The following is a 22,050-nucleotide window of genomic DNA, read 5'->3' as shown; positions in this document are numbered from 1 at the left end:
TTTTAAATTTCAACCTTCTGTTTCTGCAGCTACTTCTTTTGCCATTTTACTGGCAATAATACTCACTAAAAATATCTGTAAGGCGTGATACAGCATCAATGGCAATAGTATTATCCCAGAAATACCGAGGCCGGAGAAGAGTACTTTAGACAATACCGTACCGTGAACAAGCGATTTTTTCGATCCGCAAAACACAGCGGTGATACGGTCTTCGCGATTAAAGCCCAGCCATGTGCAAATAAGCCCAATCCCCTTGTATAGTACTCCAAACAGCACTGTAGATATAATTACCAATAGCCCGATATCTACCCACTGTATCTGCTCGAAAATTCCAGAGTGAAAGGATGTAGCAAAACTCCTGTAAACTATAATCAAGATAATCGTCTTGTCGAAAAGGCTGAGTTGACGACTGTAGCGTTCGGCAAAATGGCCGGCATATCGCTGTAGCAAAATACCTATTAACACAGGAAGTATCACTTCAAAAGCCAATTGAGAATATATATGTCCGAAATCCTGTGCCCCCTGTGTTTGTTCGATAAAGGGAGAAACCCATAGCGGAGTCAGTACGATGCCCAAGATACCTGAAAGGCTGGCGTTGAAGATGGCGGCAGGTATATTTCCCTTAGCCATAGAGACCATAACCACCGAAGAGGAAACCGTAGAAGGAAGGGCAGCCAAGAAAAAGATGGCAAGCCAAAGCGTGTGTTGCTCTTCATCTCTAATAAAGGGATAGGCGAGGAGTACCAATACTGGGAAAATGACAAAGGTAGATAGCTGTACAATGAGGTGAAGCTTCCAGTTTGAAAGTCCCCTTTTAAGCTTATCTGGACTGAGTTTGAGTCCGTAAAAAAAGAAAATCAACGATACCCCAACACTGCTGATTGTGCCTAGTGGGATAGGACTTTCATCAGTTCCCGCTTCCGGAAAAAGAGCGGCTAAAACTACACTTCCTGCAAGAGCGAGTACAAAAGGATCGATTTTTAAACGCATAAAGTTCTTTTTAAATCCCGCAAAGATAGGTAAAGTGGTTTGGAGTTTATGGTTTATCAAAACCCCTCAATACTAACAACCCAATAACCAATTAACTCAATAATAATTCGTAGTAGTTTTTTGTTTCACCACTTCTCCCCATCTCCACCTCTCCATCTCACATTATCTTCAGATCGGATGCCATTTGTTTAGATATGGAATTAATGATATAAAAAAAAATATAACACAGTGTGTTTTTATAGGGGTGTTATGTGTAAAATGATATTTTTAAGTATTAAGTTGCATTTTTTAGGGGGGTGTTCGTCGAAAAAGCATATTTTTAATTATTTTTGTTTTATAAACCATAACCCATATAAACAAGATGGCGACAATTAGATTCAGAGCAATTGAGGAAAATTTCGGGAGAAGCCCAGTTCCTGTACAGGAAGTAGTTAGGCGTTCCGAGCTTTTCGGAGTGAACGTATTCAACGAGGCATCCATGCGGCAGTTTATGACTAAGGAGGCTTTCGTAAGTGTGACGAGGGCGATAGAGTTTGGAGAGAAGATAGACAGAAAGGTCGCCAATCAGGTTGCGGCGGCTATGAAAGACTGGGCACTTTCTAAAGGGGCTACGCACTACACACACTGGTTTCAGCCTCTTACCGGTTCTACGGCGGAAAAGCACGACGCTTTTTTTGAGCCCATAGGTGGAGGGATGGCCATAGAGAAATTTGACGGTGGGCAGTTGGTACAGCAGGAGCCCGATGCTTCGAGCTTTCCGAATGGAGGGATTAGAAACACCTTTGAAGCTCGTGGATACACAGCTTGGGATCCGACTTCACCAGCTTATATCTATGCCGATACACTGTGTATTCCCACAGTGTTTGTCTCGTATACAGGAGAAGCCTTAGACAATAAAGCACCACTCTTGCGAGCACTTCAGGCTATTGATGTTGCGGCTACTGATGTGGCTCGATATTTTGATAAAAGCGTTACTAAGGTGACGGCAACCTTGGGGTGGGAACAAGAGTATTTCTTAGTCGACAAGACTCTTGCTTATACACGTCCAGACCTTATGCAGGCCGGGCGTATGTTACTCGGGCATGTCTCTGCCAAGGGGCAACAGTTAGACGATCACTATTTTGGATCCATTCCGAGCAGGGTACTCCACTATATGCGCGATCTCGAAATAGAGTGTATGAAACTCGGTATACCGGTAAAAACAAGACACAATGAGGTGGCCCCTAATCAGTTTGAATTGGCACCTATCTTTGAGGAAGCCAGTCTTGCCGTAGACCACAATTCACTGTTGATGGATATAATGGACAAGATTGCAGAGAGGCACAACTTTAGGGTCCTTTTTCACGAGAAACCCTTTGCAGGCGTTAACGGTTCGGGAAAACACAACAACTGGTCTCTAGCTACTAATACTGGAGTTAACCTTTTGAGTCCGGGAAAAACACCGACAAAAAACTTGCAGTTTCTCACCTTTTTTATCAACACTATTAAGGCTTTTGACGAGTATGAGGAGTTGATGCGTGCATCCGTAGCATCGGCTACCAACGACCATAGGCTCGGTGCTAATGAGGCGCCACCGGCAATTATGTCAATTTTTATAGGTGAACAGCTCACCCGAGTTTTGGAAGAACTAGAAGATGTGTCTAATGGCAAATTATCGCCTCAGGAAAAAACAGACCTCAAACTGAATGTAGTAGGTAAAATTCCGGAGATTTTGCTCGACAATACCGACAGAAACAGAACCTCTTCTTTTGCTTTTACCGGAAATAAGTTTGAATTCAGAGCAGTCGGGTCTAAAGCAAACTGCGGAAAACCGATGACACTGCTCAACACTATAGTGGCCAAGCAACTCGTCGAATTTAAGAAAGAGGTTGACCATTTGATCAACAAGAAAAAACTCAAAAAGGACGAAGCGATTTTTAATGTGTTGAGAGAGTATATAAAATCTTCCCGTCGCATCCGTTTTGAAGGAGATGGCTATAGTGAGGCTTGGGAAAAAGAGGCCGCGAGAAGAGGACTCAGCAATCACAAAAACACCCCCGCTGCCCTCAAGGCGCTCATCTCTAAAAAATCGATTGCTGTTTTTGAAGAGATGAAGGTGCTGAACAAGGTAGAAGTCAATGCGAGATATGAGATCGAACTGGAAGAATACACCAAGAAGTTGCAGATTGAAGGACGCGTGCTAGGAGATATTGCGCGAAATCACGTAATACCTACAGCGATTAGATACCAGAATATTCTCATTGAAAACGTGAAGGGACTCAAGGAGGTTTTTGGAACCAATTTCAAAAAGCTTGCTTCTGAGCAACTCGATCTTATCGAAGAAATTTCCGAGCATATCGCCGAGATCAATTCTAAGGTTACAGCCATGACCGAAGAGCGTAAAAAAGCCAATGTAATAAAGAGTGCAAGTCTGAGAGCTGAGGCTTATTGCGACAAGGTAAAACCTTATTTTGACGAAATACGCTATCACTGTGATAAGTTGGAGTTATTGGTAGATGACGAATTGTGGACGCTTACCAAATACAGGGAGTTGTTGTTTATGAGATGATGAGAAAGAATTTGCTTGATTAAAAATGTTCGAGTGATGCTTTTTCGTCTTTGTGACTATGTATGAGCCACATAGCCCCTATGAGGTAGTCTCATCAAAAGAATGAGGAATAAAGACTTGCTCTAAAAAGACTTTAATTCTCAATTCCGTATGATTTTTTTTATATATATTTAACTACTAATTATTAATTTATACATTATGAAAAAGTTATTATTGTGTTCTGCATTGTCTTTATCACTTTTGTGTACAAGTTGTTTAGGGTCATTTAGTGCCTTTAACAATTTAAAAGACTGGAACCACACCGTTAGCGACAGTAAGTTTGTAAATAACTTAGTGTTTTGGGGACTAAATATTATCCCAGTTTACGGACTGTTTTTCTTAGGTGACGTTATTATTTTTAACGTTATCGAGTTTTGGTCAGGATCCAACCCAGTTGCCATGAAAGAAGGCGAGGTGGAAACTCAGATGGTAGAGAAGGATGGAAACACTATCGAGATGACTGCCACTAAAAACAGAATGTTTATAAAAGTAGTAGAAGGTCCGAAAAAAGGAGAAAAATTGGAATTGTTTTACAAAGAGAACGAAAAATCCTGGAATGCGATTAAGCCTAGTGGAGAGATGATTAAATTGTCTTCTTTTGAGGAAGGTTTTTACTATGTGTATATGCCAAATGGAGAAAAAGTTAAAATAGACGCAAATGCTACGCGCGACGAAGGTTTGGCAGTTATAAACCAAGCGATTTCTGAGTACAACGGAGAAGGCATGTTAGCCGAGATGAAGTAACGATTCTCTATAACCTAAAAATCCCAAATTCCAAGCTGTTGGAGTTTGGGATTTTTTTTTAAAGCCAAAGTTATGCTGACTAAAGTTGAAGCACCGCAAATTCAAAATAACATCGTATTTTTGCGGCAAACAACATAAATTATGAGTTCTTCGGTAAGCAAGAGATATTCACAAAGAGGGGTTTCGGCCTCTAAAGAAGATGTGCACAATGCCATTAAAAATATAGATAAGGGACTTTTCCCAAAAGCGTTCTGCAAAGTGGTACCCGATTACCTTACCGGAGATGAAGAATACTGCATACTGATGCACGCCGACGGAGCGGGCACTAAATCGTCTCTTGCATATATGTACTGGAAAGAAACCGGAGATCTCTCGGTGTGGAAAGGCATTGCCCAAGACGCCCTTATTATGAATATAGACGACTTGCTGTGTGTAGGGGCAACCGACAATATACTCTTGTCGTCTACCATAGGACGCAATAAAAATTTGGTGCCGGGTGAAGTTATTTCTGCTATTATCAACGGTACCGAAGAACTCATCTCTGAATTGGCGGACTTTGGGGTTAAAATTCACGCCACCGGAGGTGAGACCGCAGATGTGGGAGACCTGGTGCGCACTATTATAGTAGACTCTACGGTGACGGCGAGAATGCGTCGTAAAGACGTGATAGACAACGCCAATATCAAGGCGGGGAATGTAATTGTCGGGCTGGCATCTTTCGGACAGGCGACTTATGAGAAGACATACAACGGTGGTATGGGGAGCAACGGACTTACCTCGGCTCGACACGATGTGTTTGCCAAATACCTCGCAGAAAAATATCCGGAAAGTTACGACCCCTCTGTGCCCGCAGACCTAGTGTATTCGGGTGGGGTAAAGCTCACCGACGCCGTGGAAGACAGTCCGATAGATGCGGGAAAACTGGTGCTTTCGCCTACCAGAACCTATGCTCCGGTGATTAAAAAGATATTAGACAAATACGATTCGAGTGATATTTGTGGAATGGTACACTGCAGTGGCGGAGCCCAAACCAAAATTCTTCATTTCATAGATAACCTACACGTGGTTAAAGACAATCTCTTCGAGATACCGCCGCTGTTCAGACTTATTCAGGAACAGTCGGGTACCGATTGGAAAGAGATGTATCAGGTATTCAACTGCGGTCATCGAATGGAACTCTACGTCGATGAGGCTATCGCTACCGATATCATCGCAATTTCTGAATCTTTTGGTATCGCTGCTCAGGTTGTGGGACGCGTGGAGTCTTCAGATCGCAAAAAACTTACTGTAAAAAGTGAATTCGGAACCTTTGAATATTAGGGAACGGTTTAAAACCGACAAAAAAATCTTAATTTCGCAAACCGAATGAATCACAGTATATGTTAGATAGATTAAATATAGTAAAACAACGTTTTGATGAGATTTCAGACCTCATCATACAACCCGATGTCATTGCCGATCAGAAGCGTTATGTACAGCTCAATAAAGAGTATAAAGACCTTCGCGTCATTGTAGAAAAGAGGGAAGAGTACAAATTGCTGACCGATAATATCGCTGAAGCCGAAGAGATTATAGAAGACGGAAGTGATACGGAAATGGTCGAAATGGCCAAAATGCAACTGGAAGAAGCAAAAGAACAACTACCTGCACTGGAAGAAGAGATCAAATACTTGTTGATTCCTAAAGATCCGGAAGATGCCAAGAATGCAATGGTAGAAATCCGCGCCGGTACCGGAGGAGATGAAGCCTCTATATTTGCAGGAGATTTATACCGGATGTATACCAAATATTGCGAAAGCAAGGGTTGGCGTGTCAATACAGTAGATTTTAACGAGGGGACTTCGGGAGGATTTAAGGAGATTATTTTTGAGGTAAACGGAGAAGATGTATACGGAACCTTGAAGTTTGAAGCCGGAGTACACCGTGTACAACGAGTACCTCAAACCGAAACGCAAGGTAGGGTACACACTTCTGCAGCAACTGTAATGGTACTGCCCGAAGCCGAAGAATTTGATGTGGAGCTCGATATGAGCGATGTCAAAATCATTCGTACCACATCTACCGGCCCTGGAGGGCAATCGGTAAACACTACCTATTCGGCCATACAACTGCAGCACATTCCTACCGGCATAGAGGTGCGTTGTCAGGACGAAAAATCACAGCACAAGAACCTGGAAAAGGCGATTAAAGTACTGCGTTCTCGCCTCTACGAAAGAGAATTGGCTAAAAAGCAGGAAGAGGATGCGGCTAGACGTAAAAGTATGGTGTCTAGTGGCGACAGAAGTGCTAAAATCCGCACCTACAACTATCCGCAAGGAAGGGTTACCGATCACCGGATAGGGCTTACACTCTACGATCTTCAAAATATTATTAACGGGGATATAGAAAAGATAATCGAAGAGCTCAAACTGGTAGAAAATACCGAAAAATTGAAAGAAGGAGATGTGCTCTAAATCTGAGGTTTGCCTTTAAATTACAGTGAGATAGCGAATAACAATACTATATTATGACAACCGAGGAGCTCATTGCAAACATCCGTCGCAAGCAGTCATTTCTTTGTGTGGGGCTGGATGTAGATCTGAACAAAATACCCCCTCATTTACTGGAAGAGGATGATCCTATCTTTGCTTTTAACAAGGCGATTATAGATGCTACCTGCGATCTTGCAGTGGCCTATAAACCCAATATAGCTTTTTACGAAGCCTATGGGGTGAAAGGTTGGCAGGCTTTGAAAAAAACCGTGAGCTATCTCAGCGAGAATCACCCTGATATTTTTACTATAGCCGATGCCAAACGCGGTGATATCGGTAATACATCTTCCATGTATGCAAAGGCATTTTTTGAAGATCTCGGTTTCGATTCTATCACGGTGGCTCCCTATATGGGAAAGGATTCTGTAGAGCCTTTTCTCTCTTTTAAAGATAAGCACACCATCTTACTGGCACTGACTTCCAACGGCGGTGCATTCGATTTTCAAACCAAACAACTGGAAGGTACAGAACTTTACAAACAGGTGTTGGAAACCTCTAAAGGGTGGACTAACAGTAGTCGGTTGATGTATGTGGTAGGTGCTACAAAGGCCGAATATCTCACTGAAATACGAAACATCATTCCCGATAGCTTCCTTCTGGTACCGGGAGTGGGGGCACAAGGGGGAAGTTTGAAAGAAGTGTGTAAATACGGGATGACCCCCGATGTGGGATTGTTGGTCAATTCTGCCCGGGGCATTATCTACGCCTCAAAAGACAGAGATTTTGCCGAGCAGGCCCGCAATGCCGCATCTGAGCTGCAACAGCAGATGAAGGATATACTGAGTCGCTAAGTTGCCCAAGCCTCATCTCCTAAAAATAATACTATGGAGGTTTTTAAAGACCAGTTGGGAAATACACTACAACTGAGACGCGATCGACCCTTGCGCATAGTGTCGCTGGTACCCTCACAAACCGAATTGCTTTACGATTTGGGACTGGAAGATCAGGTAGTGGGGATCACAAAATTTTGTGTGCATCCCTATCATTTTAAATCGGTTAAAACTATTGTCGGGGGAACAAAAAAGGTGAATCTCGACCGCATCCAATCGCTCGATCCTGATATCATACTGTGCAACAAGGAAGAGAATACCCGCGAAATGGTAGCTGAGCTAAACAGTATAGCCCCTGTTCACGTTTCCGATGTCTGTACCATAGCCGATACCCTCGCCTTGATAGAGCAGTACGGACAATTGTTCGCTTGCCGTACCGAAGCTTCGCGAATCACAGCCAAAATAGACAGTCGACTGCGAGAATTTAAATTGTTTATGCAAGACAAACCGGTGTTGAAAGTGGCGTATTTTATCTGGCGAGAGCCTTGGATGGTAGCCGGAGGGAATACCTTTATTGACCACTTACTCGGCTTAAACAACTTCCTCAACATATACGGAAACCGCGAGCGTTACCCCGAAATCTCCCTCAAGCGCATGCGGTTGGAAGGAGATCCCGATCTCGTATTGCTCTCATCAGAACCCTATCCGTTTAAAGAAGAGCACGCCTTTGAAGTAGGGAGGTTTACCCACCACGCAAAAACCGTTTTTGTAGACGGCGAAATGTTCAGCTGGTACGGTTCGCGCCTGGTCAGAGCCTTCGATTACTTCAAACAGCTGAGAGAACGCCTTCGATAAGCGGAGAAATGGAGAAACAAAAAACTATTATTGGGTTAATAAGTTATTGGGTTATTAAGTTAATGGGTTATTGAGTTAATGGGTTATTGAGTTAATGGGTTATTGGGTTATTAAGTTAATGGGTTATTGAGTTATTACAAACTACGAACTACGAACTTTACTACGAACTACCAACTACCAACTACGAACTAAAAAACCACAAACCACCAACCACCAACCCCAATTATCCGTTGCGCTGACCGTTTTAAAGCTGGTCAATATCACTTTTTATCCTGAAGAGCAAAAACCTTCTTCAGCAGATCTGTCGACCGCGATGAAACCTTACTGCGTATTTCTTTTTCCTCTACCGAAATCATGGTAAACACCCCTTTTAGCGCCTGTTCGGTGACATAGTCGGTCAGGTCCGGATTTACATTGCTGGTGAGGGGCAGGGTGTTGTATTTATTGATGAGGTTGGCCCAGACATCCGTAGCTCCCACCTTGGAGAGGGAATTATTGATAACCGGGGAAAACTTGTCGTACAACTGTTTTTCGGTAGTGCGCTGCAGGTAAGAGGTGGCCGCATTGTCTGCCCCCAGTAAAATGTCCCGGGCATCGGCAAAAGTAATCCCTTTAACCGCATTGACAAAAATAGGAGTAGCTTCCTTTACGGCATCTTCGGCAGCCCTGTTCAGCACTTTCAGCCCTTCGTCGGCCAGCTTGCCCAGCCCTACATCGCGAAGTGTCTTGTCTACCTTCTGCAATTCTGCCGGAAGCATGATCTTTACCATTTCATTTTTAAAAAAGCCATCCTTCTGTGTGAGCTTGCTCACCTGTTTCTTTATTCCCATATCAAGGGCCTGCCGGAGACCGGCGGCTATATCGGTATTGCTGACCGTCCCGGTACCGGAAGACGAAGGGATCTGGTTGACGACCTGTTGCAGTTCGGCACAGGAGAACAACAGGAATACGGTAAGGATGCAAGCTATTTTTTTCATACGAACATTTTTTTGGTAAAGGTACTGAAGTTGTCCGTAGTTTTCAATAGTTACTTCAAGGTTCGTCTTTTATGACAGGGCTACCTTTTTTCGAAAGTACCTTTCATTCCTCCGGTATTGATAATTTCTAATATCTTTCCATTCAGAGTGCTAATTTCGATAATATTTGCTGTGCCGTCTGATGTTGTCACCAGCAGTTTTTCGCCGCCGGAAATCAATTCATAGGATGCCGTGACGGTATTGCCCTTACATTCCGTCCCGTCCAATACATAGGTGCCTTGCAAGACCGTTCCGTCCGCTTCAAATTCATAATAGGTCTGCTTTTCACAATCGTTTTCCGGAAATTGTATCGTACCGTCGGCAGCCATAATCTTGATAAAATACCACTTTCCGAGAATAAGCTCCTCCGGGGCTGGTTCGGGTTCGGCGGTATTGTCATCATCGCTGCTGCACGCTGTCAGCACACAAATCAGTAAAAAGACAATTCCTGTTTTTAGAATATGGAAAACTGGTTTGTTCATAACGTTTAAAGTTTTTGTTCTCAGTTGCAGGTACTCTGGTTCAGACATCGAGTTAAAAGACGTAATAATCATTTCTTTTAGAATCGTGTATTTATTTGCTGTCCTGTTATTTCTTTAAAGTTGTTATTCGAATTGCTATCGTTGTTCAGGGGGTTGTCGTCTATATACAAGTCCGGATCAAAACTGATCTGTACTTTAAAACTGGGAGGAAACTCTTTAGAAACGCGCCATCCCTGATGGGTAAACTGCAGTTCTACGGTCTCGCCGGCATCCAGGTCTTTAAATTTCTTACTGATCAGTGTAATTGATTTTCCGGCAGCCGGTTTTTCAGTCAGATAGACCGACTGTTGTCCTTCCCCGGAGCGGAAGTCGTCTGCCACGTTTTTTATGACGGCTGTAAAATGGATGTTTCCCTCAAATTCCGAGGTTTTTTCAATCTCAAAATCAAAAGATGTTACTGCCAGATCGATCTGTGGGTCTGTATTGGTATCGTCGTCCTGGCAACTGTACAGAAAACCCAGTGTGCAAACAGCTAAAAGTAAAAATTGCTTCATGTTGTTATAATTTTTATTCGATTAAGGTTTTCGTCACAAAGATGGAAGAGGAAAAGGATGAATATTTGCCTTCTCCTAATGGTATAACTTCGCCGTTTTTCCAGTATTGAGCGCTGTAAGAACTTGTACTGCCGTTGTACACTGTTCCTGATATATACACATCATTTTCCTGTACGAAAATGGACGATGCCATGGTCGTAACATCCTTAGGTTTACTTATAATCTCCGGATCGCCGTTCTTCCAATAATATACGATCTCCTTTGAAGCGCCATACCCGCCTCCCACAACATGCACATTGCCTTCGGAAACATAAATGCCGGCGGCGTATTGATCCTCGGTACCTTCCTGTATAAGGGGCACGGGCTCCCCGTTTTTCCAGTATCGGGAACCAGAGGTTCCTCTTCCCGCCACATAGATGTCGTTTTCAGAAAGGAAAATGTCACTCGCATCACCGTGAATGGAACCGTCACTTAAGACCACCGGTGTGCCGTTCTTCCAGTACTTCGCCACATCGCGCGTGCCGTTGGATTCGGTACCGGCTACATAGACGTCGCCGTTGTGTACGGTAATAGATGTTGCACTTGCATCATAAGCCCCATTGGTCAGGGCTACCTGAGCACCATTTTTCCAGTATACAGCTCTGTAATTTGATCCCGGTTTTTCTCTGCCGGCTACATAAACGTCTTTCCCGTCCACAAAAATGGAATAGGCTTCGGCGGGGCTGGAACCGTCGCTAAGCGGTACGGCGGTACTGTTTTTCCAGTATTTGGCGACGCGATAAGAACCGTCGTGTTTTTCGGCCCCGGCCACATAGACCGTGCTGTCGGACACGGTAATAGCATGTGCATCTGCACTGTGGGTACCGTCGCTCAGTTCAATACCTTCGCCGTTTTTCCAGTATTTTGCAACATCGTGACTGCCATTGAATTCACTTCCGCACACGTATATATCGGTCCGATATTGTGGCTCGGACCCGGGATTGTCGTCGTCATTACTACAGCCCATTATCCATAAAGAGAGTACAGACAATACCGGAAACCACCGCAGTCTCCGTTTTTGTTTAACCGTTAACCATTGTAAAATTTTCATGTGTTAATATTTATTGTTTTTTCAAAGGTCATATGGAACATCCATATTATCATTCCTTTGCGTGATTAAAAACATAGTCATGGATGTTTCATCACAATCAAGTTTTTTAGAGATCGGAATAATCGGCCACATAAAGCGAAATCAATACGGCATTTGCCATCTGTGTGTCCGGAGGGCCAATATCTATGGTATATCCTTTGTGGAGATGAACGTAAATAACAGCGGGTATAGCCCCCTTTCCTGATGTTGTACGTTTCCAGTCGCTTCCGGAGGTATAGTCATTGTAAAAGTCGATGAGTTCCCGATGTTGTTTGTCCGGATATTTTACAGTCCGGTGCCCGGAAGTACCATCCCATTTATCGGTAATAACATCACCTTCTTCGGGATAAGGAATGGGAAACGCTTCATTTTTGAGCTGCTTTTTTGTACCCTCAGATCGGCCTGAGCAGGAGATCGACAATTCACCGGCAAACAAAAAAATGATCAAAAAACAATATTTTGCGTTCATTCGAATATTTTTGGGTTAACAGTATATACAAGCAGGATGATATCAATCCCGATGGCTATTGGTTTCTATACCATAGATCAATGTCTGTCCGTACAGCAGTCTGCCCCACGAGCACAGAGTAATCCTGCCTGCCGGCCAGGCAGGGAATTTTCAGTCCTGCCTGAAGGAATTTAATCAGTAAGGCGAATATAGGTCAGTAAAAAATGCGGAGATTGTAAAAATTCGAAAAAAGGGAATTACAAGATAATTTTCCTGGTAAGATGGCTATTTGCCAAATGGATTTTGGAAGGAGAATACCCAAAAAAGGCTTTAAAGTCTCGTATAAAATGAGCCTGGTCAAAAAAGCGGTAACGGTAAACCAATTCACCCCATTCGACATGACTGTTTTGAAGTATAGACTGATATACGGCAATAAAACGGGAAATGCGGCAGTATAGTTTTGGAGAAACGCCTATCATTTCTTTAAAATGACTTTCCAGATATCTTTGGGACATTCCGACTTTTTGGCAGAGTTCATCAATGCGGATATGTCCTTCACAGGATTGAATAATCTTACACGCCTCATCAATATTAGGGGAATAAAGAAACGGAGCTTTAGCAGGTATTTGCTGCAACAGCCATTTTTCTATATGAACCAAGGCTTGTTTTTGGCAGGGATCTGTTTCTTCCAATTGAGCGTTCAGTGTTTTTGAGGCGGAAAAAACATCAGTAAAAGGTACGATCTGATTTAGCAATTCGTGTTGTGGAATGCGGAACAATTGTGCTGCTCCCGTAGCCGTAAAAGAAACGACGATCATTTTGATAAGCGGTGTCAACGGCAGAAGTGAAATGTGCTTGCATATATAACCGTGATAGCTCAAGCTAAAGTCATAATCATTATCATTGGAGCTAAATACCTTTGGGTTTAACGTAAAAGCAATAGTATTGTAGCCAACCGGATGTATATCCAGAGGAGCGGCGTTGGGTTTGGCCTCCAATTCAATATAAAAATACCCCTTTACATAAGGACGTAATGCAGGATCAGGAAGTGTAAAAGAAATCAGCATGTTCGTCAGTATAAAGAACAAATATATGTAAATATTTAGCGGTATCATCCGAAGTTAGCCCCATGTATTTCAGTGTATTCCGTTTTGGCTTCAAAGAAGTCAGGACTGACAGTGAACAGATATAGTTTTTTTGGGAGAGTTTATCCTTCTACGAAAAAACGATAGTCTTGTTGTTATAGACCATCACTTTTCTCGAAATATGGAGCTTTACGGCCCGGGCCAGTACGATCTTTTCGAGGTCGCGCCCTTTCATGACCATGTCATTGATGGAATGGGCATGTGTGACCCGTGCGATATCCTGCTCTATGATGGGCCCGGCATCGAGCTCTTCCGTCACATAATGGCTGGTAGCCCCTATGATCTTGACACCCCGCCGGAAAGCGGAATGATAGGGCCTGGCACCCGGGAAAGCCGGGAGAAAGGAATGGTGAATGTTGATAATCCTGCCGGGGTAGTGGTCTATGATACGGGGAGATACGATCTGCATATAGCGCGCCAGGACGATAAAATCTACCCCGGCTTCCTGCAGGAGGCGCAGTTGCTCTGATTCCGCCTGCTCCTTGTTGTCGCGTGTCACCGGGATATGGTGAAAGGGGATATCGAAACGGTCGGCTACGGACCGCAGGTCGTTGTGATTACTGATGATAAACGGAATCTCTGTGTGAAGTTCTCCCGAATTATACCGGCCCAGCAAGTCGTAAAGACAGTGATCATACCTGGAAACAAAAAGGGCCATTCCGGGTTTCTTCCGGTCGGTATACAGTTCCCAGGTCATGCCGTAACGGGAAGCAATGTTTTCGGCAAATTCACTGCGGAAGGCTTCCGGGGTACCCGGACTTATGGCAAACTGGCTTTCCAGCCGCATAAAGAAAATGCCGTGCTCTGCATCGACGTGCTGATCGATATATACGATATTGCCGTTCTTTTCAAAAATAAAACGCGTCACCGAAGCTATGATCCCTTCGGCATCCTTACAGGATATCAGTAAAGTAATGTTGTTCATGCTGTTTCAGGTTGGATACTGTCCGGCCTAAAATTAAGTGAAAAAAGAACGGTAATTTCAGAGGTGTCCCGATATTTTATAAAAATTACAAATATGAACTAAAATCTTATTATTTTTGATAATTCATTAAATTGCACCCGCGTAAACGAGGTTTTGTTGTAAATAAAACATCATTACCGGGTTTTTAAACAGGATTTTTCCGGAATGGGACGAAAACGGGACATTCCGCAACTACACAAAATTCAGACCAGTGAATACACAACCCTATAAACCCGAACACAAGGTAAGGATCGTAACTGCCGCATCGCTTTTCGACGGGCATGATGCGGCCATTAACATCATGCGCCGTATCATACAGGCTACAGGAGTGGAAGTGATCCACCTGGGGCACGACCGCAGTGTGGAAGAGGTCGTCAACACGGCCATACAGGAAGATGCCAATGCCATTGCGATGACTTCTTATCAGGGCGGGCATAACGAATATTTCAGGTATATGTACGACCTGCTCCGGGAAAGGGGCGCAGGGCATATCCGCATCTTTGGCGGTGGCGGTGGCGTCATTCTGCACGAAGAGATACGGGAACTTCACGAATACGGGATCACGAGGATATACTCCCCGGATGACGGCCGGGAAATGGGATTGCAGGGCATGATCAACGACCTGGTGGAGCGCTCCGATTTCCAGCTTCCGGCGTTTGAGGAGGGCCTGGATATCAGCGGGAAGCTTCGGGAGAAGGATGTAAATACCATAGCCCGGCTTATTACACTGGCGGAAAATGACCATCGGGCTTTCGAAAAGCACTTCCGGGCCCCGGACAAAGGGAAAACCGTCCCGGTACTGGGAATCACCGGAACAGGAGGTGCCGGTAAATCGAGTCTTGTAGACGAGCTGGTACGCCGTTTTCTCACCGATTTTCCGGAAAAAACCATCGGTATCCTCTCGGTCGACCCCTCTAAGAGAAAGACAGGGGGAGCCCTGTTGGGCGATCGTATTCGTATGAATGCTATCAATAACGAAAGGGTGTATATGCGATCACTGGCCACCAGACAGTCCAATCTCGCCCTGTCGCGACATATAGCTGAAGCGGTAGAAGTGCTCCGAAGTGCAGCCTTCGATTTGGTAATACTCGAAACCTCAGGCATCGGACAGTCGGATACCGAGATTCTCGATCATTCCGATGTTTCTCTTTATGTGATGACACCCGAATTCGGAGCAGCTACCCAACTCGAAAAAATAGATATGCTCGATTTTGCCGATCTGGTAGCCATCAATAAATTCGACAAAAGAGGGGCATTGGACGCGCTTCGAGACGTGAAAAAACAATATCAGCGAAATCACTTGCTGTGGGATGCCGATACCGATAGCCTGCCGGTATACGGCACTATAGCATCGCAGTTTAACGATCCGGGGATGAATAGGTTGTACCGCTGTGTAATGGACAAAGTAGCGGAAAAGACCGGAGCTGAGCTACAATCTTCTTTTGAGCGACACGATGAGATGAGCGAAAAGATCTTTGTGATTCCGCCTAAACGCGTTCGCTATCTATCCGAAATTGCCGACAGCAACAGAAATTATGACGAGGTGGTCACAAAACAACTCGATGTGGCCAGACAGTTGTACGGTATTTGCTTGACGATGTGCAGTATTAGCGGGATAAAAGATCCGGATACAATTATAGATAAAAACGGAGTAGACGGAGATAAACTCATTGCAGCTTGCAGTGAGAAACAACATCCGTTTCTAAAGCTGTTGTTGGCAGAGTTCGACCGGGTAAAAATAGAGCTCGATCCGCATCATTGGCAAACGATATGCGAGTGGAAAAACAAAATCACCCGTTATAAAAACCCGGAATTTCTGTTTAAAGTAAGAGATAGAGAAATCCGTATCAAAACCCATACCCAATCGCTCTCGCATACAGAAATCCCAAAAGTAGCATTGCCCAAGTACAGAGGCTGGGACGATATACTCCGTTGGTCACTACAGGAAAATGTGCCGGGAGAATTTCCTTTTACCTCCGGGCTATACCCTTTTAAAAGAGAGGGAGAAGACCCTACGCGTATGTTTGCAGGAGAGGGCGGACCGGAGCGAACCAACCGGCGTTTTCACTATGTAAGTCTGGGTATGGAAGCCAAGAGATTGTCTACCGCATTCGATTCGGTTACCCTCTATGGTAACGATCCCGGGAGACGACCAGATATTTACGGTAAAATAGGTAATGCCGGGGTTTCCGTATGTTGCTTAGACGATGCCAAAAAGCTCTATTCCGGCTTCGACCTTGCCGATCCTAAGACTTCGGTGAGTATGACCATCAACGGACCCGCACCCATGCTGCTCGGCTTCTTTATGAATGCAGCTATAGATCAGCAATGTGAACGCTATATCAGGGAACAAGGACTGGAAGCAGAGGTGGAGAAAAAACTCAAAGCGCTGTACGACGACAAGGGACTGCCGCGTCCGGAATACCATTCGCCCTCGGGTGCAAAGCAGTTGCCCGAAGGGAATGACGGTTTGGGATTGCTATTGCTGGGAATCACCGGCGACCAAGTACTTCCCAAAGAAGTCTATGAAGAGATCAAACACCGCACCCTCGCTCAGGTGAGGGGGACGGTACAGGCCGATATCCTCAAAGAAGACCAGGCGCAAAACACCTGTATTTTCTCTACAGAATTCGCATTGCGACTGATGGGAGATGTGCAAGAGTACTTTATAGACAAGAGCGTTCGGAATTTTTATTCCGTTTCCATCTCCGGATATCATATCGCCGAGGCAGGGGCCAACCCCATTACTCAATTAGCCTTTACACTGGCCAACGGATTTACTTATGTGGAATACTACCTGAGTAGGGGTATGGATATCAATAAATTTGGTCCGAGTCTGTCGTTTTTCTTTTCCAACGGCATAGACCCTGAGTACGCCGTAATAGGTCGTGTAGCCCGTAGAATATGGGCCAAGGCACTGAAGTACAAATACGGAGCTAACGAAAGGGCACAGATGTTAAAATATCATATACAGACTTCCGGACGGTCGCTGCACGCACAGGAGATCGATTTTAATGATATCCGTACTACATTACAAGCCCTATATGCCATATATGACAATTGTAATTCGCTGCATACCAATGCCTACGACGAAGCGATAACCACACCCACCGAAGAAAGTGTGCGCAGGGCTATGGCCATACAGCTCATTATCAATAAAGAACTCGGATTGGCCAAAAACGAAAATCCCATACAAGGAGCCTTTATCATCGAAGAGCTGACCGACTTAGTAGAGGAAGCCGTACTGGCCGAATTCGACCGTCTGACCGAAAGGGGAGGGGTGCTGGGTGCTATGGAGACCATGTATCAGCGAAGCCGAATACAGGAAGAGAGCCTGTATTACGAAAATCTGAAACACAATGGCGAGTTTCCCATAATCGGAGTGAATACCTTTCTGAGTTCGAAAGGATCACCTACAGTGATTCCCGGAGAGGTTATTCGTGCAACCGAAGAGGAAAAACAACAGCAGATACAAACGGTAGAAAACCTTAAAAAAGCCTACCCGAAAGAAGTAGAACACCAATTGCAAAAGCTGAGAGAGGCCGCCATAGCCAACAAAAATATTTTCGAACAGCTTATGGAAGCCACCAAAGTATGTTCTCTGGGTCAGATCACCGAAGCACTCTTTGAAGTAGGAGGGCAGTACAGGAGGAATATGTAGTGGGGAGTTGATTGGTTGTTAGTTCGTAGTTGTTAGGAGCAATTACAATTTTATATGTGTCAGACGCTGTAGAGACGCAAAATTTTGCGTCCACCCCCATTGACGAATTAATGTGGTGCGATTTGTTGTTGCCTCTTCCAGTCGGTGGCATACCGGAGGTATGAAAGCCCAAACCATTCCGATATCACAGGTTCTGAAAGCTACTCCAGGGACTCTGGCTGTCAGAACCCTTCCCCATCGCTTTGCTCGGGTACCTCCCTTTGTCTAAAGGGAGGAGTTGTGAAGTGCTCCAATTTATTTGAGGAATAGTGCGTAGAAGTCAGAGTGCCTACATATAACAAAACAAAAAACAAAAGTATAAAAAACCGGCAAAAAGTTTTAAAAAATAGTCTTTGCAGATTCCTGAAGTTTATGTAGTTTTGCCTACCTTTTTAAGGGATGATTTATTGAATTGCGCTCGTGGTGAAATTGGTAGACACGCTGTCTTCAGGCGGCAGTGCCGCAAGGTGTGGAGGTTCGAATCCTCTCGAGCGCACAAATTAAGTTAGATAAAGGGAGCACTGCTCCCTTTTACTTTTTTAAAAATCACCACATTACACTGTTGCATATTGTCTTATTGATTAATATGTATTCCGATATTTTCCCGACATTCCACCATCAACACAAGAGTTTCAATCATAAGTTTTAAATTCAATATCTGCATCTAAGGTCAGAGTCACAATAGCATAAATGACTATTCTTAAAGTATATTCAATAAATCTCTTTTTGGTCATTTTTCGATTTTTAGCTTGTGGCTAACGTTCCGCGGCTATGCGCAGTAGCGGATTTTGAAACCGAATTTTTCAGTTTGGCACGGACGATAAATATATGCAAAAACTTTCGGTTTAGCACTTAACCGCTATTGCGCATAGCCGATGTTGAACTAAACCTTCGGTAGCTTTTCCGGCTCTTGGGCTAACTTAGCTAAAGTAATCAAAATTCATTTTATCATGATAAAAAAAAGCGTCCCAGAGATCCTCGGGAAACACCATCGTAAAGCGTGCACTGCGTGAAGTAGAAGGATTTGAAGAACTCCACAACCGTTAGGCGCAATTTGTCCATTCTGGGCAGAAGTGAGCTCACCTTTACCAATTATACACGGCATATTGCAGCCATTGCTTTGTATTTCAATGAACTACCTACGGAGTTAGAACCTGATCAGGTACAGGATTACCTATATATGCTCCAACAAAAGGCAAAAATGCCGTCACAAACTTCCTTTAAGCACTGTGTGTACGGCCTTCGCTCCTTACTGAAAACAGAAGGGCGACCTTATTCTCACCTGAGCTTACCTCCGATTAAGCGAGAGAAAAAGCTCCCTGTCGTGTTAAGCAAGCAGGAGGTCTGGCGTATGCTAATCGGCTGCACACTACTCAAGCATCGTATTCTTATTGGGTTGATGTACGGCTGTGGACTTCGGTGCATGGAGGCAAGGAACGTCCGGTTAGGAGACCTTGACTTTGACCGGATGCAACTCCGCATTGTACGGGGCAAAGGCAAAAAAGACCGGTATGTACCCCTTTCTGAGCATTTAGTTCGCGGGCTGAAGGCCTACATCGCTGCTGAAAAGCCGGAGGACTGGATTTTTAACGGACAGCCCCGTGGCAGGGCCGGGGGCGATTTCGATGGGCGTTACAGCAAGCGGGGTGTTAACTGGGCCATCCGGCAGGCATCTAAGCAGGCCGGGATCAAAAAACAGGTTAGCGCACATACGCTCCGGCATTCTTATGCTACGCACTTACTGGAAGACGGGATGGACATCGTAACCTTGAAGAACCTGCTTGGTCACGAACGTATTGAGACAACATTGGATTATCTCCATGTGGCCCAATACTCCCGGGTAAAACCCTTTAGTCCCATCGATACCCTCTTTGCCCAGTGCAGCCCCGGCACGAAGTAGCCGATGTAATAGACCGCTTAGGGGATGATATTGAAAAACTGGGGTTGAACACGTGGCAGCTCCGCACACTATCGGCCATCAGGCGATGCAGGACAGCGGCGCTTGGGGGCCATATCGATGCCTGCGATGAGTGCGGGAATATCAGTATCAGTTACAACAGTTGCCGGAACCGCCACTGTCCCAAGTGCCAGGGCCATAAGCGTGAACAGTGGATTCATGCACGTAGGGATGAACTACTGCCCGTTCCATACTTCCACGTGGTGTTTACGCTTCCATCGGCATTGAATGTTCTGGCGGTGCACAGGCCCCGGGAGGTGTACGGAATGCTTTTTAAGGCCGCCTGGCAAACGCTCCATACCTTCGGTGAAAACCGCGGACTGCAAATGGGGATGATTGCTGTACTGCACACCTGGGGACAAAACCTAAGTTTGCATCCCCACCTGCACTGCATCGTCCCTGGTGGGGGAGTCTCCAAAAGCGGTCAATGGAAAAATGTGCGTACCAACGGGAAGTTTCTTTTCCCGGTAAAGGCCCTTGGTAAGGTCTTCCGGGCAAAGTACGTAGCCCTGATGCGCGAACAATCTATAGGAGAAGAGGCTGTTCAATCCTTGTTTGGCACTCCCTGGGTGGTCTATGCCAAGCGATCTTTTGGTGGGCCAAAGTCTGTGGTGGAATATCTTGGCAAGTACACCCACAAGATCGCCATTAGTAACCACCGACTGCAAAGCGTGGATGAAGATGGGGTATGCTTCTCATACAAAGACTATCGCCACCAGGCCAAGAAAAGATCGATGCAGTTATCCTTGGAAGCGTTTACCAAACGATTTGCATTGCACATATTGCCCAAACGCTTTGTACGCATCCGTCATTATGGTTTTTTGAGCTCGACTTGGAAACGCCTAAAATTCAAAAAAATCCGGGAAACGTTCCCTGAACATAATCCTGGAAAAGACACAACCGCCATCAAACACAGGCGATGCCCCTGCTGCAAACAAGGCAACCTGCATACCATACTGGTCTTCGACGTCCGTGGCCCGCCTCCAGCCTTCATACGGCTATTAAAGAAAGACCCCGTCAATGCACAGTGAGAATCACGGGTAAGGGAAGGTATGTCCAATAGCCAATAAATACCGGTTAAAATACCTTCACAACGTCACCGGAAAGCCACGTCGCTAAAACAAACCGGAACATAACTCCCTACGGCTTTTAACGCCATCTCCATAACATAACGCTACCGAAGGTCCCGTTCAACATAGGCTTCATTGTTCGTCCTGCGGACGCAACGAAGCCTTAGCTGTTGGCGGTAGTTTTTTTTATTCAATTCTCCTTAATACCCCCTTTAACTTTGCTTCAACTCCAAGATTATCAAAAAGTTTTTCAGTCAATGTTAATGTCTTCTTGAAAGCTGTTTTAATATCTGTCGGATCTAATTCTGATGTTGTCTCCTGAAATAACGAATACCAATCTGGGTCTATGTCTTTTTCCAAGCTTTTTGTTGGACTTTCCCAATGTTTGGTTTGGTATGTTTCAATTCTTATTAACCAAAGTAAATATTTTTGAACATTTGATAAGCTTTGGTAAGCGTGAGCAAATTCCTGTCGTTTAATTAAGTTGCTTGTTGTAAGTAAAACATTCAACAATGATTGGCTCAACCACAGGATATTTTCATTTGTTGTTCGATCAGGTACTTTAGTTTTTATTTCTTTGAGCGTGTTAGTCAATAAATCTTCTTTATCTACTAAAGTCATCTTGTCAAAGTCGCTAAACTCTACCAAACCGTCCCACGATTTGATAACTTCCATTTGGTCGTTTGTCAAAAAATGAAACTCCCCCCTTATCATATTTTCAAAAATGGCAACTTCACTTCCATACTCGTTGGTAAAATATAATGCCAAAGGATGAATTTGGCTTACCCAATTTTCAGCGGAAAAATTTTCTTTATCCTTCAAGAAGATGTAGAATTCAATATCTGAATATTTGTCCCCTTCATTTTTGGTAAATGACCCGTACATAAATACGGCAGAAATATTTTTATCATTTTGAGCTATTGACTTTGTTTTGTCAATCATTTGTAACTGTGTCATTTTCTAATTTTTTATTGAGTTATGTATTTAAGTTCTGTGTAATTTGATATTGATATATGGGTTGATGTTTTACCATCCTTTCAATAGCTTTATGAAAAATGGTCTGTTTGGATTGTGAACGATTTAACCTAAAAGCAAACTCGTTGAGGTA

At 44.3% G+C, this 22,050-nt stretch carries 18 protein-coding genes, 1 tRNA gene and 1 pseudogene; 10 read left to right on the top strand and 10 right to left on the bottom strand.

Going from position 1 to position 22,050, the window contains the following annotated elements:
• Positions 1-9: 9 nt before the first annotated feature.
• Positions 10-990 carry a bile acid:sodium symporter family protein gene (locus tag ACYZZR_RS07025; protein WP_461533286.1) on the bottom strand — a complete coding sequence of 327 codons (981 nt, stop codon included), beginning with the start codon at positions 988-990 and terminating at the stop codon, positions 10-12.
• A 361-nt stretch (positions 991-1,351) separates the two neighbouring features.
• Here ACYZZR_RS07025 and ACYZZR_RS07020 point away from each other — a divergent pair, with 361 nt between their 5' ends.
• The 6 genes from ACYZZR_RS07020 (at position 1,352) to ACYZZR_RS06995 (ending at position 8,477) form a co-directional block, all read left to right on the top strand.
• Positions 1,352-3,538, top strand: a complete 2,187-nt coding sequence (locus tag ACYZZR_RS07020) for a glutamine synthetase III family protein (protein WP_461533285.1) — start codon at positions 1,352-1,354, stop codon at positions 3,536-3,538.
• A gap of 198 nt (positions 3,539-3,736) precedes the next feature.
• On the top strand, positions 3,737-4,321 hold the full coding sequence (locus ACYZZR_RS07015; protein WP_461533284.1) for a DUF3332 domain-containing protein: 585 nt from the start codon (positions 3,737-3,739) through the stop codon (positions 4,319-4,321).
• Between the two features lie 141 nt (positions 4,322-4,462).
• Complete coding sequence (locus ACYZZR_RS07010; RefSeq protein ID WP_461533283.1) at positions 4,463-5,641, top strand: AIR synthase related protein; 1,179 nt, start codon at positions 4,463-4,465, stop codon at positions 5,639-5,641.
• Between the two features lie 59 nt (positions 5,642-5,700).
• Positions 5,701-6,774, top strand: a complete 1,074-nt coding sequence (gene prfA / locus ACYZZR_RS07005; protein WP_461533282.1) for a peptide chain release factor 1 — start codon at positions 5,701-5,703, stop codon at positions 6,772-6,774.
• 53 nt (positions 6,775-6,827) lie between these two features.
• A complete protein-coding gene (gene pyrF / locus ACYZZR_RS07000; protein WP_461533281.1) occupies positions 6,828-7,643 on the top strand; it encodes an orotidine-5'-phosphate decarboxylase in 816 nt (271 codons plus the stop codon).
• 33 nt (positions 7,644-7,676) lie between these two features.
• Positions 7,677-8,477, top strand: coding sequence for an ABC transporter substrate-binding protein (locus ACYZZR_RS06995; RefSeq protein WP_461533280.1), 801 nt, complete (start codon positions 7,677-7,679; stop codon positions 8,475-8,477).
• A gap of 260 nt (positions 8,478-8,737) precedes the next feature.
• Here ACYZZR_RS06995 and ACYZZR_RS06990 read toward each other — a convergent pair whose 3' ends face one another.
• The 7 genes from ACYZZR_RS06990 to purU all read right to left on the bottom strand — a co-directional run bounded on the left by ACYZZR_RS06990 (position 8,738) and on the right by purU (position 14,176).
• Positions 8,738-9,454, bottom strand: a complete 717-nt coding sequence (locus ACYZZR_RS06990) for a DUF4197 domain-containing protein (protein WP_461533279.1) — start codon at positions 9,452-9,454, stop codon at positions 8,738-8,740.
• Positions 9,455-9,534: 80 nt separating this feature from the next.
• Positions 9,535-9,975 (bottom strand): lipocalin-like domain-containing protein, encoded by a 441-nt coding sequence (locus ACYZZR_RS06985; RefSeq protein ID WP_161554538.1) that lies wholly within the window; start codon positions 9,973-9,975, stop codon positions 9,535-9,537.
• Between the two features lie 77 nt (positions 9,976-10,052).
• Complete coding sequence (locus tag ACYZZR_RS06980; RefSeq protein ID WP_112371773.1) at positions 10,053-10,529, bottom strand: hypothetical protein; 477 nt, start codon at positions 10,527-10,529, stop codon at positions 10,053-10,055.
• Positions 10,530-10,542: 13 nt separating this feature from the next.
• Positions 10,543-11,619 (bottom strand): Kelch repeat-containing protein, encoded by a 1,077-nt coding sequence (locus ACYZZR_RS06975; RefSeq protein WP_112371772.1) that lies wholly within the window; start codon positions 11,617-11,619, stop codon positions 10,543-10,545.
• Between the two features lie 106 nt (positions 11,620-11,725).
• Complete coding sequence (locus tag ACYZZR_RS06970) at positions 11,726-12,106, bottom strand: hypothetical protein (RefSeq protein ID WP_112371771.1); 381 nt, start codon at positions 12,104-12,106, stop codon at positions 11,726-11,728.
• Positions 12,107-12,363: 257 nt separating this feature from the next.
• Positions 12,364-13,173, bottom strand: coding sequence for an AraC family transcriptional regulator (locus tag ACYZZR_RS06965; protein WP_161554537.1), 810 nt, complete (start codon positions 13,171-13,173; stop codon positions 12,364-12,366).
• A 148-nt stretch (positions 13,174-13,321) separates the two neighbouring features.
• A complete protein-coding gene (gene purU, locus ACYZZR_RS06960) occupies positions 13,322-14,176 on the bottom strand; it encodes a formyltetrahydrofolate deformylase (protein WP_461533278.1) in 855 nt (284 codons plus the stop codon).
• 250 nt (positions 14,177-14,426) lie between these two features.
• Here purU and ACYZZR_RS06955 point away from each other — a divergent pair, with 250 nt between their 5' ends.
• The 4 genes from ACYZZR_RS06955 to ACYZZR_RS06940 all read left to right on the top strand — a co-directional run bounded on the left by ACYZZR_RS06955 (position 14,427) and on the right by ACYZZR_RS06940 (position 20,903).
• Positions 14,427-17,876, top strand: a complete 3,450-nt coding sequence (locus ACYZZR_RS06955; RefSeq protein ID WP_461533277.1) for a methylmalonyl-CoA mutase family protein — start codon at positions 14,427-14,429, stop codon at positions 17,874-17,876.
• A 453-nt stretch (positions 17,877-18,329) separates the two neighbouring features.
• A tRNA-Leu gene (locus ACYZZR_RS06950) sits at positions 18,330-18,411 on the top strand.
• Positions 18,412-18,939: 528 nt separating this feature from the next.
• A complete protein-coding gene (locus ACYZZR_RS06945) occupies positions 18,940-19,815 on the top strand; it encodes a tyrosine-type recombinase/integrase (RefSeq protein ID WP_461533276.1) in 876 nt (291 codons plus the stop codon).
• On the top strand, positions 19,794-20,903 hold the full coding sequence (locus ACYZZR_RS06940) for an IS91 family transposase (protein ID WP_461533275.1): 1,110 nt from the start codon (positions 19,794-19,796) through the stop codon (positions 20,901-20,903). The genes ACYZZR_RS06945 and ACYZZR_RS06940 overlap by 22 nt, the downstream gene beginning before the upstream one ends.
• 225 nt (positions 20,904-21,128) lie before the next feature.
• Here the strand turns inward: ACYZZR_RS06940 and lnu(I) are convergent, their stop codons facing one another.
• Positions 21,129-21,899, bottom strand: coding sequence for a lincosamide nucleotidyltransferase Lnu(I) (gene lnu(I) / locus ACYZZR_RS06935; RefSeq protein ID WP_461533274.1), 771 nt, complete (start codon positions 21,897-21,899; stop codon positions 21,129-21,131).
• A 19-nt stretch (positions 21,900-21,918) separates the two neighbouring features.
• Positions 21,919-22,050 (bottom strand): annotated as a pseudogene (locus tag ACYZZR_RS06930) (IS1595 family transposase); the annotation flags it as partial.

This window comes from Sinomicrobium sp. (assembly GCA_029266035.1).
Classification (GTDB): Bacteria; Bacteroidota; Bacteroidia; order Flavobacteriales; family Flavobacteriaceae; genus Sinomicrobium.
This window is presented reverse-complemented; position numbering and strand designations above follow the sequence as displayed.

What these genes read in the sequence shown, in the direction of transcription:
- ACYZZR_RS07025 (WP_461533286.1), bottom strand. Translation starts at nt 990, where the DNA reads ATGCGTTTAAAAATCGATCCTTTTGTACTCGCTCTTGCAGGAAGTGTA.
- ACYZZR_RS07020 (WP_461533285.1), top strand. Translation starts at nt 1,352, where the DNA reads ATGGCGACAATTAGATTCAGAGCAATTGAGGAAAATTTCGGGAGAAGC.
- ACYZZR_RS07015 (WP_461533284.1), top strand. Translation starts at nt 3,737, where the DNA reads ATGAAAAAGTTATTATTGTGTTCTGCATTGTCTTTATCACTTTTGTGT.
- ACYZZR_RS07010 (WP_461533283.1), top strand. Translation starts at nt 4,463, where the DNA reads ATGAGTTCTTCGGTAAGCAAGAGATATTCACAAAGAGGGGTTTCGGCC.
- prfA (WP_461533282.1), top strand. Translation starts at nt 5,701, where the DNA reads ATGTTAGATAGATTAAATATAGTAAAACAACGTTTTGATGAGATTTCA.
- pyrF (WP_461533281.1), top strand. Translation starts at nt 6,828, where the DNA reads ATGACAACCGAGGAGCTCATTGCAAACATCCGTCGCAAGCAGTCATTT.
- ACYZZR_RS06995 (WP_461533280.1), top strand. Translation starts at nt 7,677, where the DNA reads ATGGAGGTTTTTAAAGACCAGTTGGGAAATACACTACAACTGAGACGC.
- ACYZZR_RS06990 (WP_461533279.1), bottom strand. Translation starts at nt 9,454, where the DNA reads ATGAAAAAAATAGCTTGCATCCTTACCGTATTCCTGTTGTTCTCCTGT.
- ACYZZR_RS06985 (WP_161554538.1), bottom strand. Translation starts at nt 9,975, where the DNA reads ATGAACAAACCAGTTTTCCATATTCTAAAAACAGGAATTGTCTTTTTA.
- ACYZZR_RS06980 (WP_112371773.1), bottom strand. Translation starts at nt 10,529, where the DNA reads ATGAAGCAATTTTTACTTTTAGCTGTTTGCACACTGGGTTTTCTGTAC.
- ACYZZR_RS06975 (WP_112371772.1), bottom strand. Translation starts at nt 11,619, where the DNA reads ATGAAAATTTTACAATGGTTAACGGTTAAACAAAAACGGAGACTGCGG.
- ACYZZR_RS06965 (WP_161554537.1), bottom strand. Translation starts at nt 13,173, where the DNA reads ATGCTGATTTCTTTTACACTTCCTGATCCTGCATTACGTCCTTATGTA.
- purU (WP_461533278.1), bottom strand. Translation starts at nt 14,176, where the DNA reads ATGAACAACATTACTTTACTGATATCCTGTAAGGATGCCGAAGGGATC.